The sequence below is a fragment of the Variovorax sp. VaC1 genome, from assembly GCF_043658315.1.
Lineage (GTDB): Bacteria > Pseudomonadota > Gammaproteobacteria > Burkholderiales > Burkholderiaceae_C > Variovorax.
Map to the genome: position 1 here is coordinate 809,180 of NZ_JBIGLT010000001.1, position 12,370 is coordinate 821,549.

General features: G+C 66.9%; 14 protein-coding genes. 5 read left to right on the forward strand and 9 right to left on the reverse strand.

From position 1 onward, the window contains the following. Window positions 1-4: 4 nt before the first annotated feature. The 4 genes from ACGLHS_RS03935 to ACGLHS_RS03950 form a co-directional block, all read right to left on the reverse strand. The gene (locus ACGLHS_RS03935) at window positions 5-199 is read right to left on the reverse strand and encodes a hypothetical protein (protein ID WP_394477021.1); all 195 of its coding nucleotides are present in this window, start codon (window positions 197-199) and stop codon (window positions 5-7) included. A gap of 44 nt (window positions 200-243) precedes the next feature. Then, window positions 244-2,310 (reverse strand): LamG-like jellyroll fold domain-containing protein, encoded by a 2,067-nt coding sequence (locus ACGLHS_RS03940; RefSeq protein ID WP_394477023.1) that lies wholly within the window; start codon window positions 2,308-2,310, stop codon window positions 244-246. A gap of 407 nt (window positions 2,311-2,717) precedes the next feature. After that, window positions 2,718-3,251, reverse strand: a complete 534-nt coding sequence (locus ACGLHS_RS03945; RefSeq protein ID WP_394477025.1) for an SRPBCC family protein — start codon at window positions 3,249-3,251, stop codon at window positions 2,718-2,720. A 39-nt stretch (window positions 3,252-3,290) separates the two neighbouring features. Continuing rightward, complete coding sequence (locus ACGLHS_RS03950; RefSeq protein WP_394477027.1) at window positions 3,291-3,632, reverse strand: ArsR/SmtB family transcription factor; 342 nt, start codon at window positions 3,630-3,632, stop codon at window positions 3,291-3,293. A gap of 182 nt (window positions 3,633-3,814) precedes the next feature. Between ACGLHS_RS03950 and bla the strand changes: the two genes are divergently transcribed. From bla to ACGLHS_RS03965, 3 genes are all read left to right on the forward strand, one after another. Next, window positions 3,815-4,708: a class A beta-lactamase gene (bla, locus tag ACGLHS_RS03955; RefSeq protein WP_394477029.1), complete on the forward strand. Its 894-nt coding sequence runs from the start codon at window positions 3,815-3,817 to the stop codon at window positions 4,706-4,708. A gap of 183 nt (window positions 4,709-4,891) precedes the next feature. Beyond that, complete coding sequence (locus ACGLHS_RS03960) at window positions 4,892-5,518, forward strand: DUF4337 domain-containing protein (RefSeq protein ID WP_394477031.1); 627 nt, start codon at window positions 4,892-4,894, stop codon at window positions 5,516-5,518. 247 nt (window positions 5,519-5,765) lie between these two features. After that, window positions 5,766-6,794, forward strand: a complete 1,029-nt coding sequence (locus ACGLHS_RS03965) for an alpha/beta fold hydrolase (protein ID WP_394477033.1) — start codon at window positions 5,766-5,768, stop codon at window positions 6,792-6,794. 70 nt (window positions 6,795-6,864) lie between these two features. On the opposite strand, the gene ACGLHS_RS03970 is transcribed toward ACGLHS_RS03965, so the two are convergent. The 4 genes from ACGLHS_RS03970 to ACGLHS_RS03985 form a co-directional block, all read right to left on the reverse strand. Continuing rightward, the gene (locus ACGLHS_RS03970; protein ID WP_394477036.1) at window positions 6,865-7,488 is read right to left on the reverse strand and encodes a hemolysin III family protein; all 624 of its coding nucleotides are present in this window, start codon (window positions 7,486-7,488) and stop codon (window positions 6,865-6,867) included. A gap of 28 nt (window positions 7,489-7,516) precedes the next feature. Beyond that, entirely contained in the window at window positions 7,517-7,669 is a 153-nt protein-coding gene (locus ACGLHS_RS03975) for a hypothetical protein (RefSeq protein WP_394477038.1), read from the reverse strand. Window positions 7,670-7,793: 124 nt separating this feature from the next. Beyond that, the gene (locus ACGLHS_RS03980; RefSeq protein ID WP_394477040.1) at window positions 7,794-8,603 is read right to left on the reverse strand and encodes an aminoglycoside phosphotransferase family protein; all 810 of its coding nucleotides are present in this window, start codon (window positions 8,601-8,603) and stop codon (window positions 7,794-7,796) included. Window positions 8,604-8,660: 57 nt separating this feature from the next. Beyond that, window positions 8,661-9,182 carry an O-acetyl-ADP-ribose deacetylase gene (locus tag ACGLHS_RS03985; RefSeq protein ID WP_394477042.1) on the reverse strand — a complete coding sequence of 174 codons (522 nt, stop codon included), beginning with the start codon at window positions 9,180-9,182 and terminating at the stop codon, window positions 8,661-8,663. Between the two features lie 236 nt (window positions 9,183-9,418). On the opposite strand from ACGLHS_RS03985, the gene ACGLHS_RS03990 reads away from it, so the two are divergent. Continuing rightward, entirely contained in the window at window positions 9,419-10,408 is a 990-nt protein-coding gene (locus tag ACGLHS_RS03990; protein WP_394477044.1) for a sialic acid TRAP transporter substrate-binding protein SiaP, read from the forward strand. A 6-nt stretch (window positions 10,409-10,414) separates the two neighbouring features. Here ACGLHS_RS03990 and ACGLHS_RS03995 read toward each other — a convergent pair whose 3' ends face one another. Continuing rightward, window positions 10,415-11,431: an AraC family transcriptional regulator gene (locus ACGLHS_RS03995; protein WP_394477046.1), complete on the reverse strand. Its 1,017-nt coding sequence runs from the start codon at window positions 11,429-11,431 to the stop codon at window positions 10,415-10,417. Window positions 11,432-11,573: 142 nt separating this feature from the next. Between ACGLHS_RS03995 and ACGLHS_RS04000 the strand changes: the two genes are divergently transcribed. Beyond that, a complete protein-coding gene (locus ACGLHS_RS04000; protein WP_394477048.1) occupies window positions 11,574-12,365 on the forward strand; it encodes a crotonase/enoyl-CoA hydratase family protein in 792 nt (263 codons plus the stop codon). Window positions 12,366-12,370: the final 5 nt, after the last annotated feature.

Sequence of the window (12,370 nt, forward strand, 5' to 3'; positions counted from 1 at the left end):
GGGCTCAGGGCGCGCAGCTCTTCACGGGGGCCACACCGGTGTCGGGTGGCGTCGGCGTGGTGGGTGTTGTCGTCGGCGGCGTGGGCGGCGTCGGTACGCCGCCGACAAAGCCACCACCGCTGCCGCCACAGGCGGACAGGGCGCAGGCCAGAACAAGTGCGGGCACGAGGCGCGCGCAGGAAAGGGGGCGAATTTGCATGGTTGAAATCCTCTGGAGTCGTCGTTGTCTTGAGGCGGAGGTGATCAGGGAAACAGAAGCGTCATCAGCGGCTGGCCCGACTTGAAGATGCTGGTCAGCTCGTCGTTCGTGAGCGCGCGATTCCAGATCGCGAACTCGTTGAAGTCCATTGCACCTCGGGGCGAGGTGCTTTCGCGCTGGTAGTAAAGGCCGGTGCCGTCCTCGTTCAGGCCCAGGCCGTTGCCCAGGCCGCCGAGCTTGTCGACCATCGCGCTCGTGATGGTGGTGCTGTTGGCCTGGATGCCCTTGACGGGGTCCAGCACGTAGCCCTTCATCGTGAGCGCGACCTTGTCGATCGTCACCGCCACGTAGGCCCATTGGCCTGCGCTCAGGCTGTAGCCGTTGCTGTCGGCGCGCGCGCTGCCCGTGCCTACGTTGAAGCGGATCTCGCAGCTGCCGAACAGGCCGATGGCAAGGCCCGGGTTGCCGCCGGTGGTGTAGTTCTTGTTGCCGATCACCGTGCCGCCGTTGCTCACGCCCTGGCTGCAGATGTTGTCGGTGCGCATCCAGAAGCCGATGGTGAAGGTCGTGACGGCGGGATTGGTGGTGACGTCGCTGTTCTGCACCAGGCGGTAGCCGGCCATGCCGCTGGCGTTCTTCACAGTGCTGTCGACGCGCAGCGCCTTGACCTTGTAAGGGGGCTTGAAGCCATCGTCGACCACGGTGCCGCCATTGGCGTCGGCCGCCCACGGTGCGAGCGTGGATGCGTTCTTGATATCGGTGGCGGGCAGGGTGTCGAGCGGGTAGTAGTTGAGCAGCCCGTTGACCAGCGTGGCTGCGAGCGGCACCGGCAACTCCGGCGGTGCCGGTTTCACGTAGGCGATCTGTGCGGTGAGCGCCACGATGGTTTCACCGGCGACGACCGTGTACTGGTAGGTATAGATCCCGTCGCTCGCGGCAACGATGGGGTCGGTGTAGGCGGTCGAGCCGGGCGGCAGTGTGGCCACCAGCTTGCCGTCGCGGATCACCAGCACTGGTGCGGTCGTGGCACTGGCGAGCGTCCACGACAGTTCGATGCTGGCCTTGTCCGCGCCGGTCTTCGCCGCAAGGCTGCGCAGCGACGTGGCGGCTTGCAGGGCCTGGCCGTTGAAGCGGTAGTCGGTGGTAGTGGGCAATGTTCCCAGGTGGCGCAGCACGGTTGGCGCGATGTCCGTGGCCGCGGCGAGCTGGAGCAGCGTGTTGTCGGCGGGTGCCGCCGCACCCGTGCCTGGCAATCCCGCGAGGTTCTTGTTGCTCGCGATGAAGATGGTCTTGCCATCGATCGTCTGCAGGCCAGTGCTGGCACCGAAGGCATCGAGGCCATGACCGGTTGTGACGATCACGAGCCAGTCTTCCTTAGCGTCGTTGGCCGTGCGCTGGGCGATGCGTGCCAGCAACTGGCCGACCGCGGCGGAGGTATCGGCGACTGCGCGTTGGTAGCCATCGGCCTTGAGGCCGTTGGCTGCCGCCGCGATGGCCGGTGCGCCGTACTGCGCCACGATCAGGTCCTGGCCGGCGTCGATCAACTGCGAGGCGCGTTCCGTGACGCAAGTGTCTGATCCCGCGCAATCGACGGCCGCATCGACGGTGCCGGTCTCGTTGCCCAGAAGGGTGGGGTAGCGGGAGTTGGCCGTGACGGCCGCAGTCTTGTAGCCTGCCGCCGTATTCTTCTTGGCGAGCGCAAAGATCGACGGTGCGAGTTTGGCGTCGATGCGCTGATCGCTGGTGTCCCACCGCACCCCGTGGCGCTGGACCCATGAGCCCGTCAACAGCGTTGCCCACCCAGGGTTGTCGCTGGTGCGTTGTTCGCTGATGGTGCCGTTCGCACCGCCCGTCCACGCTGGAGCGATCTGGAATGCCTGCAGCGCCGTCGCCTTCTTCTGCGCAATGGCATCGCGAAGCGCTGCGTGCGTGAGGCCGTCGATCTCGACCACGAGGGCTTTAGGGCCGCTCTTTCCCTGGTTGACGATGGGTGGCGGGTTGGTTGGTGTCGGGTTGCCAGTGCCGGCCGTCGGCGGTACGCCGGCGAGCGGAAACGAGGCGCCGCCACCACCACCGCCTCCGCAGGCGGAAAGCGCCAGCAGGACCGCCATGCTCCCTCCCGCCAAACCGCTGCGCGCGGTCGTTCCTCTGATCATGTGTTCTCCCGAAGAAATTGAAATGCGCACCTGTGCGGTTGCGCTGCAAGACTCTGTGTATCTATTTGTTTTTGTGTGATTGCAGGCTATTTACAAGAAAACACACAAATACCTTTAATGCCTCAGATCTTGAGGTCTTCAGGTGACAGCGCTTTGACAACCGCGTGTCGATATCGCGAGCCGGTCTTGATGCGTTGACGCGCCGGAGCAGGCCCGTCTTTCGGATGCACAGAGGGAGGATTCAGTGGGCGCGAGGCTTGGGATGGATGGAGCCGGCGCTGCGCCGTGCGTCGGCTCGAAGGCAAGCGCTCAATGGCTGAGCGCTGCCGGTGAGAGGACGGGCGCAGCCCGTCTTCTTGGTTTCAGCGGATCTGCGCCTCGTACGCCTTCTCGACCGCTTCCAGATTGGTCCAGAACCCCTGCGGCTTGTCTCCCCGCAGCACGTCGATCAGCACATCGACATGCGCATGCCATCCGCCCGCGACGCTGATCACTTCCTTGCGATTGGCCAGGCGGCGATGGGTGAGCACGAGCCGCGTGCTGTTGCCCTCGGGCGTGAGCTCGAAGGTGACTTCCGATGGCGCCGGGCCCTCGTCCCAACTGATCGTCAGCAGCGTCGGTGCTTCGCTGCGAATCAGGCGCGACTTCTGCAGGTGCGGCTTGCGATAGCCCGCAAAGCGCTCGGGCGCTTCCTCGTCGGTGAGCCTGGTGTGTTCGAAGCGCAGTTCGAAGACGTCACCCGTTTCTTGCGCCATGGTGCCGCCGGCCAGCCAGGTGGCGCGCTTCTCGGGGTCGGTGAGATAGGCCCACACACGCTCGATGGGCGCGGGCAGTGTGCGCTCCATCCGCAGGGTGCCGGGTTCGATCAGTTGGCCGAGGCTGTGTCGGGTCGTCATGTGCGTGTGCTCCTTGGGTGTGGGGAAGACAGAAGAAGATCACTTGGAGGGCTTGGCGTCGTGCCGCAGTTCCTGCGCAAGTGCGTCGAGGTGGCTGTTCCAGAAGCCTTCGTAGTAGCGCAGCCATGCGTTGGCCGACGCCAGCGCCGCCGGTTCGAGCCGGCAGACGTGCGCGCGGCCGTGCACGGTGCGCGAGACCAGGCCCGCGCGCTCCAGTGCCTTCACGTGCTTGGACGCACCCGCGAAGGACATGCGAAACGGCGCGCCGAGTTCGCCCACGCTGCACTCCCCATGGGACAGCAGTTGCAGCATGGTGCGGCGCGTGCTGTCGGACAGGGCGTGGAATACGGCGTCGAGCCGTTCGTCATCTAGTTCAACCATGTAGTTGAATATAGGCGTGTTCTTCAAATCATTCAACTGAATGGTTGAGTAAAGCCCATGCCGTTACAGCGGATACACCCGAGACGCCCAACGCCCGCGGTTTGCTGGAGCGGCGAAGCGCGTGCTCCTACGATGCCCTTGCTTGTCTGCTTCCATCCACTCGCCGAAAGAAAGAAGAACGAATGAACTCTCTTGTTGTCCAGCGTCGCACCTTGTTGCTTGCCGCTTCCGTGTTGCCTCTTGCCGGTGCCTGTACCGCGTGGTCGCAGAAGGGGCCGCAGTCATCGGCCGAGGCGCAACTCGCCGCGCTCGAAAGCGCTTCGGGCGGCCGCCTTGGCGTGGTCGCCTTCAACACCGCCAGCGGTGCGCGCGTGCAGCACCGGGCGCACGAGCGCTTTCCGTTCTGCAGCACCTTCAAGCTGATGCTGTCCGCGGCCATCCTCGAGCGCAGCGCGAAAGACGCCAGCCTGTTCACGCGCCGCGTGAACTACAGCAAGGGCGACCTCGTCAGCTACTCGCCGGTCACCGAGAAGAACGTCGCCACCGGCATGACGGTGGCCGAGCTGTGTGCTGCCACCGCGCAGTACAGCGACAACGGCGCAGCCAACCTGCTGCTGAAGATCCTGGGCGGACCGCCTGCATTGACGGCGTTCGCGCGCAGCATTGGCGACCAGACCTTCAGGCTCGATCGCTGGGAGACCGAACTCAACACCGCGATTCCCGGCGACCTGCGCGACACCACCACGCCCGCCGCCATGGCCGACAGCGTGCAGCGGCTGGTGCTGGGCGATGCACTGGGCTCAGCGCAGCGCGAGCAGCTCCGGACCTGGCTGCTGGGCAACACCACCAGCAAGGAACGTTTTCTGGCCGGCGTGCCCGCGGACTGGAAGGTGGGCGACAAGACCGGGTCCGGTGACTACGGAACCACGAACGACATCGGCGTGCTGTGGCCGCCCGCCGGTGCGGCGCCGCTGGTGGTCACGGTCTACCTGACGTTCCCGCAGAAGGATGCGAAGGGGCGCAACGACGTGGTGGCATCGGCCACGCGCATCGTGGGGACCGCGCTGGCGGGCTGACCCGGTCTCGGGCCGCGTCGCACGGGGGCGGCACAAGCGCCGCCGCGTTTGGCCGCTGGGCCTCCCGATTCTTTTCGTGCGACGCTCATCGCCGTCATTCAGCCGACCCTTGGAGCGGGCATACTCGCGCGCGCTTTCCCTTCAGCGCTTTCCGAGTTTTCCCGCGATTTCAACAAGGATTCCATGTCAGGACACGGCTTTCACGTGCACGGCCCGCACGACCACGAACTGGAGCACGCCGCATCGGGCGGCCATGGCAGCCACGGCGATGGCCATGGCGACACGCAGGCAGCGCATGCCGGCGGCATGAGCATGACCAGCAAGATCGCGGTGTGCACCGCGGTGATCGCCACCTTCGGCGCGATCTTCGCGTACATGGGCGGCGCGACGCAGGCGAACGCCGGCATCTACAAGAACAACGCCGCGATCAAGAAGACCGAGGCGTCGAACCAGTGGAATTACTTCCAGTCGAAGAGCACCAAGCAGGCCTTGGCCGAGTTCGCGCGCGACACCGCGAGCGACGAACGCCGGCAAGGCTGGCAGGACAAGGTGGCGCGCTACGAGCAGGAGAAAACCGAGATCCAGGGCGCGGCAAGAAAGCTCGAAGCCGAGGCCAGCCGGTGGGACGCGCAGTCGGACGAGCAGATGCACCAGCACCATCGCTGGGCCCAGGCCACCACCGTGCTCCAGGTGTCGATCGCGCTGGCGGCCATTGCCTTGCTGACGAAGAAGAAGTGGCTGGAACGCGCCATGTTCGGCGTGGCGATCGCAGGGCTGGCGGTGGGCGCCCTGGCCGCGCTTCATATCTAGCCTAGAGGAACCCGGGGCCTGGCTGATCGCAGTTCCGGGCCCGTACGCCGCCCGCGCCGGCCTTCGTGCGATCTCGGCTTGCTTGCGTACCTTGGCTGTAGCCGCTCTTCGATCCGGCCGACCGGCAGCGCGCCGTTTCAGCGAGTCTTCAGTTGGCCTTCATGGCACTCTCAGGCCGCCTGGCTACCGTCGGTGCATGCCTTCACATCCCTCTCTCCATCCCTGCGTCCCCCCGCGCCGACCCCTGTTGCGCGCCACCGCCGCCATGCCCGTGGCGCTGCTGCTGTCCGCCTGCGGCGGCGGTGGCAGCGGCGGCGTGGGCCCCTTTCTGCCGCCACCCACGGTGACCGTCACCGACCGGCGCATCCTGGTCGCGCCCGGCGTCTCGCTGCACGTGCGCGACTGGCAGTCCAACCGCGTCGACGGCATCACCTTTGTGCTGTTGCCGGGCTTCGGCGCGAACGCACAGCACTTCAACAGCCTGGCGCCCGCACTGGCCAAGCGCGGGCGCGCGGTGGCCATCAGTTGCCGCGGCTTCGGCCAGTCGGACAAGCCGCTGCCCGACGCCACCCACCGCTACGACACGCAGACGCTGGTCGACGACGTGCATGCCGTGCTCGAGGCGCTCGGCATTCCCCGCATCGTGCTCGGCGGCCACTCGCTGGCCGGCAACCAGGTCACGCTGTTCGCGGGGCGCTATCCGCAGCGCGTGCGCGGCCTGATCTACCTGGACAACGCCTTCGACTACTCCAAGGTGCCCAGGTCCGACGAGGAAAGCCCTCTGCTGGCCGAGCCCGAGCCCACGCCCGCCGACACCGCTTCGCTCTCATCGATGATCGCGTTCTCCAAGCGCGTCAATCGGAACTGGTCTGCCGCGATGGAGGCCGACCTGATCGACAAGCTCGAGGTCCTGCCCGATGGCAGCGTCCGATGGGGCACGCCCGCCACCATCCGCACGGCCATGTCCGAGGCCGGCTACGCCTTCTCACCCGACTACACCCTGGTGCGCGTGCCCGGCCTGGTGCTGACGGCGCTGCCTGGCGACCGGCGCGACATGTTCCCTTGGCTGCCCGCGACCCTCGATGCCGAGACCGAGCAGGCGGCCAACGAAGCCATCCTGCTGTTCAATCGTGTGCGCCCCCAAGACACGGCTCGCCTGTTCGCCGCTTTGCCGCCCGGCAGTCGGCAGGCCACATTCCAGCCTGCGACGCATGCCGATTTCTTCATCGAGAACGAAGTCGCACTGCTCGGCCTGATCGATGGCATGGGTTGGTGAGAGGCCCCGCGTTTCGTCTGTCTGGATCAGGTGCGGGGACGCAATCCAGGCCGGCGTGGCGGTCGCGGCCCTACAGCACGAACCAGCCGACGGCCACGTAGTGGCTCGCCGTGCCCGCCAGCACGAACAGGTGCCACGCGCCGTGCGCATGCCGGAACCCCTGGCGGTTCCGGTAGAAGACGGTGCCGGCGGTGTAGAGCACGCCGCCGATCAGCAGCCACGCCAGCCCCGCGCCTTCGAGCCGCGCGGCCAGCGGCACGGCGGCCAGCACGCCGAGCCATCCCATGCCGATGTACAGCGGCAGCGAAGGCTTCTTCGGCGCGTTGCCCTTGGCCGGTGCCAGCTCGCGCCAGATGCCGAAGAGCGCCGCGCCCCAGATCGTCGCGAGCAGCAGCCCGCCCCAGATGCCCTGCAACGTGACCAGCGCAAAGGGCGTGTAGGTGCCGGCGATCAGCAGGTAGATGGCGCAATGGTCGGCCTGCTCCCACACGCGCTTGAGACGGCCGCGCGTGCTGTGAAAGAGGGTGGACGCCGCATACAGCACCACGGCGGAGAGCGAGAACACCAGCGCCCCTGCGATGCGCGCGGGGTCGCCGGTGGGCACCGTCTTGATCAGCAGCAGCGCAGTCGCGGCCAGTGCGAGCAGCAGGCCGAAAAAATGGCTGTATCCGTTGAGCCGTTCGCCCGGGTACATGGTGGGTGCCGGGTGCTTGCTGCGCCGATCAGTGGAAGCAGGTCACTTCTGCCAGGCGGATCTTGCGCGCTGCGAAAGCGGTGCAGGGGAAGTCCGGTAACACGCCGGCAAGACCGTCGCTGCGAGCCCGCATGGCTGCGCGCAACGAGCGTGGCGCGGAGATGCGGGCGTTCTTTGTCATGGGCGTTTTCGGTGGCATGAAGAGACCAAGGGCCGGCGGATGCTAGGTGGGGCGCGTGACGCCACAGTGACCAGCCGGCCGCCTATCTATGTCTGTGCGGCAGCCGCGCCGCGCACTCGTCTCTTCAAACAGCCAGGCCGAGCGCCGATGCCGCGAGCTTCGCGACTTCCAATGTTTCGCCAGGCGCCTCGTCGTCTTCGCGCATCCAGGCCGCCGAGAGACCGGCCCATGCAAGCACCCATTGCAGCAGCCGCTGCCGTTCGATGCCCGTTGCCTGCGCCACGACCTCGACGCGCCGCGCGAAGCGGCCGGGCGCGAGCGCGCTCTCGCCATCGGGGTTGCAGAAGATGTTGGCGTGGTCGAAGCCGCGCTCGCCGTACAGGCACTTGGGGTCGATCGCCAGCCAGCCGCGCGGGCCGAAGTCGAGCACGTTGCCGTGGTGGATGTCGCCATGCAGCGCCGTCACATCGCGCGGTGCGGCCAGCAGTTCGTGCGCCGTGCGTGCACTGTGCGCAAACACGCCGCCGAGCGAATCACCCGCCGGCCAGAGCGATGCGAACCACTGTGGCAATTCGATCAGGCCCGGCGGTGGCGGACGGCGCGGCGCATGCAAGCGGGCTGCGGTCGCGCAGAGGATGCGTGTGGCCTCGTCGTCCTGCCCGGCGTGGACCATCTGTTTCAGCGAGGCAGGGCCTTGCGCTCGCTCCAGCAGCAGGGCATCGCCTTCGTGGGCCAGCACCCTGGCTGCGCCGTCGCCGTTCCACCATCGCATCAGCAGATGGCCGCGCTCTTCTTCGGCTTCATGCGAAACCTTGAGCATCGCCGGCACGCCGTGCTGTCGAACGGGCAGCAAGTGGCTTCTGGGTGTGGCGAAGGCTTCGCCATCGATGCTGAGGCTCCATTGCTTCAGCCAGCGTTCGAAGGCGGGATTCATGGCCTGCATGTCGCGAAGTCGATGCAGGCGGGTTCGTCTCGGAAACCGCTCATGCGCTCACGGCCCGGATGCATCACGCAGTGCCGCTTCGTAGACGGCAAGGTCGCCTTGCGAGAAGCAGCAGAACACGACCTCCTGGATCGACGTTGCCTTCTGGCTCTCCGCCAGCACCGTGCGCACCGCAACCTCGGCTGCCAGCGCGACCGGATAGCCATAGATGCCCGTGCTGATGCCCGGAAACGCGATGCTGCGTACCCCGCGTTCGCTCGCGAGCGCCATCGAGCGGCGATAGCACGAGGCAAGCAATTCGGGTTCTCCCGCCACGCCGCCGCGCCACACCGGGCCCACTGTGTGAATGACGTAGCGCGCCGGCAGCCGGTAGCCTTGGGTCAGCTTGGCATCGCCGGTCTTGCAGCCGCCGAGCAGGCGGCATTCGTGCACGAGATCGGGGCCTGCCGCGCGATGGATCGCACCGTCCACGCCACCGCCACCAAGCAGCGAGGAGTTGGCGGCGTTGACGATGGCATCGACCTGCAAGGTCGTGATGTCGGCGCGAAGGGCTCGGAGTGCGGTGGTCATGGTCGGGTTGCCATCGTAGCGAGTGGCCGTGCCAATGAGGAGGGCCATCGCGCTCCCGGCGAGCAACCCTGTCGCAAGTGCCTCAGGCAGCGCAAACCCGGATCGGGCAAACCCGCTTTCGGTGTCTGTTGCAAATCCTTACGATCCGCTCGCCGGGGTCGTCGCCCGGTCTCCGCCCGGGGCGTTGGCGCTGAACTTGCAAGGGGCGGGGCTGTTCTCAACCCGAGGGAGAGTCCATGAAGAACATCTTGCCGTGGTGCCGGGCCGCGATCCTGTTGCTGGCATGGGGCAGTGCCGTGGCGGCCCAGGCGCAGGTGCTGCAGTTCAAGTGGGGTCATGTCTACGAGCCGACCAGCATCTTCCATCAGCAGGCCGAACTGGCAGCCCGCAAGATCGCCGAGCAGTCCGACGGCAAGATCAAGATCGAAGTGGTGCCCGCCTCCAAGATGGGGCAGGAGGCCGACTTTCCGCTGATGCTGGCGAACGACTCGATGCAGATCGCCTACGTCGGCGAGGCCACGCTGGCCGAGGGCTATCCGCCGCTGAGCCTGGGGAGCTATCCCTTCGCGTTCAAAGACCTGGACCACATGCGCAAGTACCTCGCGAGCCCGCTGCTGGCGGACTTGATGAAGGGCTACAACGAGAAGAGCGGCAACCGCATGGTGGCCACGGTGTACTACGGCGCGCGGCAGGTCACGTCGACCCGGCCGCTGTCCAAGCCCGAAGACTTTCGTGACCTGCGGCTGTACGTGCCCGCCGCCGCGGCCTACCAGCTCTTTGCCACCGCGCTCGATGCCAAGCCGGTGACGCTGCCCTTCATGAGCCTCTACGGCGCGCTCAAGAAGAACGAGGTTGAGGCCCAGGAGAATCCGCTGGGCATCGTCAAGTCGAAGAAGCTCTATGAAGTGCAGAAGTACGTGCAGCTCACCGCGCATGTCTACGACACGCTGGGCATCGTGATCGGCAAGGCCGCGTGGGCCCGGCTCACGCCGCCGCAGCAGACCATGGTCGAGAAGGTGCTGGTGGAAACCGCGAAGTGGACCAACGTCGGCGTGATCGCCGGCGAACTCGAAGACGAGCAGTTTTTGCGCGGCAAGGGCATGACGGTGACGCCGGTCAACCGCCAGCTCTTTCTGGAGCGCATCGTGAAGCGCGCAACGCCGGAGCAACAGGGCGCGCGGCCGGGCGACTACGCAAAGTTGCAGGCGCTGGCGGGCCCGAACTGAGGCGCTTCAGCCCGTAGACGCCCGCCGCCGGTAGCCGCGCGGCGTGCTGCCCGTCCAGGTGCGGAACGCTCGGTGAAAGGCTGGCGTGTTGTCGAAGCCGACCGACGCGGCAATCAGATCGATGGGTTCGCGCGTCTTCACCAGCCGCTGGATCGCAACGTCGCGCCGCACCTCTTCCTTCACCGCACGAAAGCTCGTGCCTTCCGCCGCGAGCTTGCGCGACAGCGCGCGCTCCGACATGTGCAGCGATGCGGCGGCGTCGCCCAGCGTCACGCCCGTGGCCAGCCGGGCGGCCACGAAGTCGCGCACCGACGAGCGCGTGGTGTCGTGGTCGAAGGTCGTGAAGATCCAGTCGTCGGGCGCGCGGCGCACGAAGTCGAGCAGCTCGCCGCGCGTGCGGCGGAAGGTCTGGCGCAGCACCGCCTCCGAAAAGCTGACCGAGGTGGCCGTCTGCCCGAAACGCACCGGGCCGGGAAACAGGTTGGCGTATTCGTCGAACTTCGCCGGCCGCCGGAACGCGAAGCCCACGCCCTGCACCGGCAGTTGCCGCCCCTGCAGCCACGAGGCCATGCCGTGGATCAGCTTGACCATCAGTTCATGGCCGAAGGGCGTGGGCGTGGTGGTGTCCAGGCGCGGCGCGATGGTGATGGTGGCCACGCCATTGGCGCGCGCCATGCGCAGCCGGTAGTCGTCGAGCAGCAGGTTCCAGAAGCGGGTGAAGCGGTACATCGCGACCATCAGCGATGGCGCATCGAGCAGGCTCAGGCCCAGGTACTTGAGCGCCCCCGCGCGGATGGGGCGCGACCACAGCCCGAGCATTTCGTCGCCCATGAACAGCGCCACGCCTTCGTACATGCGCACGAACTGCTCGCGCGTGACGCGCGCGCCGCCCTGGCGCAGGAGCAATGGCGAGATGCCGGCCTGCGTGGCGAGTGCGTCGATGTCGTGCGCGCCCAGCTGCCGGCGTGCGCCGGTGAGCATGTTGCGCAGGAAGCTGATGGGGACGGTGGCGCGTTCTTGCATGCTTTCAGCTTGGCGGATTCTGCAAATAAATGGGCGAAACCTGCAAGCAGCCGCCAAAGGATGGCCGCTATCGTAGAGGTGAAACGCCGATCGCGCTTCCCGTGATCCAGGCGTAATTCGCAATATCTGAAGGAGCCTTGCCGTGAGCGAAAGAAACGTCACCGTCCACATGGATGAAGAAGTGGCCGTCGTCACCCTGAACCGTCCCGCCAAGCGCAATGCCATCGACGAGCAGACGCTGGCCGACCTGGACCACGTGTTCTCCTCGCTGCCGCGCGAGGCCCGGGCCGTGGTGCTGACCGGTGCCGGCCCGCATTTCTGCGCGGGGCTCGACCTGAAGGAGCACCACGACAAGGAGCGCACGGCGGTCGACTTCATGCGCGTGTGCCAGCGCTGGCACAGCACCTTCGACAAGATCCAGTACGGCGGCATTCCGGTGGTCGCGGCGCTGCACGGCGCGGTGGTCGGTGGCGGGCTCGAACTGGCGGCGGCGACGCACGTGCGCGTGGCCGATCCGACCACCTACTTCGCTCTGCCCGAAGGGCAGAAGGGCATCTTCACCGGCGGTGGCGCCACGGTGCGCGTGGCGCGCATCATCACGCCGGGCCGCATGGTCGAGATGATGCTCACCGGCCGCGTGCTGAACGCCAAGGCCGGCGTGGCGCTGGGCCTGGCGCACGAGATTTCCGTGCCCGGCGAAAGCCTGCGCGCCGCGCTCGCGCTCGCCAAGCGGGTGGCGAAGAACGCCGCGCTTTCCAACTACGCGATGGTGACGTCGATCAGCCGCATCGCCGACATGTCGGCCACCGACGGCATGTTCGCCGAATCATTGATGGCGGCCGTGGTGCAGACCGGCGGTGAAGTGCAGACGCGGCTGGGTGCGTTCGTCGACAAGTCGCTGGCCAAGGTCACGCCGCAGCACGCGCCGGCCTGAGGCCA

What these genes read in the sequence shown, in the direction of transcription:
- ACGLHS_RS03935 (WP_394477021.1), bottom strand. Translation starts at nt 199, where the DNA reads ATGCAAATTCGCCCCCTTTCCTGCGCGCGCCTCGTGCCCGCACTTGTT.
- ACGLHS_RS03975 (WP_394477038.1), bottom strand. Translation starts at nt 7,669, where the DNA reads ATGACAAAGAACGCCCGCATCTCCGCGCCACGCTCGTTGCGCGCAGCC.
- ACGLHS_RS03985 (WP_394477042.1), bottom strand. Translation starts at nt 9,182, where the DNA reads ATGACCACCGCACTCCGAGCCCTTCGCGCCGACATCACGACCTTGCAG.
- ACGLHS_RS03980 (WP_394477040.1), bottom strand. Translation starts at nt 8,603, where the DNA reads ATGAATCCCGCCTTCGAACGCTGGCTGAAGCAATGGAGCCTCAGCATC.
- ACGLHS_RS03940 (WP_394477023.1), bottom strand. Translation starts at nt 2,310, where the DNA reads ATGGCGGTCCTGCTGGCGCTTTCCGCCTGCGGAGGCGGTGGTGGTGGC.
- ACGLHS_RS03970 (WP_394477036.1), bottom strand. Translation starts at nt 7,488, where the DNA reads ATGTACCCGGGCGAACGGCTCAACGGATACAGCCATTTTTTCGGCCTG.
- ACGLHS_RS03945 (WP_394477025.1), bottom strand. Translation starts at nt 3,251, where the DNA reads ATGACGACCCGACACAGCCTCGGCCAACTGATCGAACCCGGCACCCTG.
- ACGLHS_RS03950 (WP_394477027.1), bottom strand. Translation starts at nt 3,632, where the DNA reads ATGGTTGAACTAGATGACGAACGGCTCGACGCCGTATTCCACGCCCTG.
- bla (WP_394477029.1), top strand. Translation starts at nt 3,815, where the DNA reads ATGAACTCTCTTGTTGTCCAGCGTCGCACCTTGTTGCTTGCCGCTTCC.
- ACGLHS_RS03960 (WP_394477031.1), top strand. Translation starts at nt 4,892, where the DNA reads ATGTCAGGACACGGCTTTCACGTGCACGGCCCGCACGACCACGAACTG.
- ACGLHS_RS03995 (WP_394477046.1), bottom strand. Translation starts at nt 11,431, where the DNA reads ATGCAAGAACGCGCCACCGTCCCCATCAGCTTCCTGCGCAACATGCTC.
- ACGLHS_RS03990 (WP_394477044.1), top strand. Translation starts at nt 9,419, where the DNA reads ATGAAGAACATCTTGCCGTGGTGCCGGGCCGCGATCCTGTTGCTGGCA.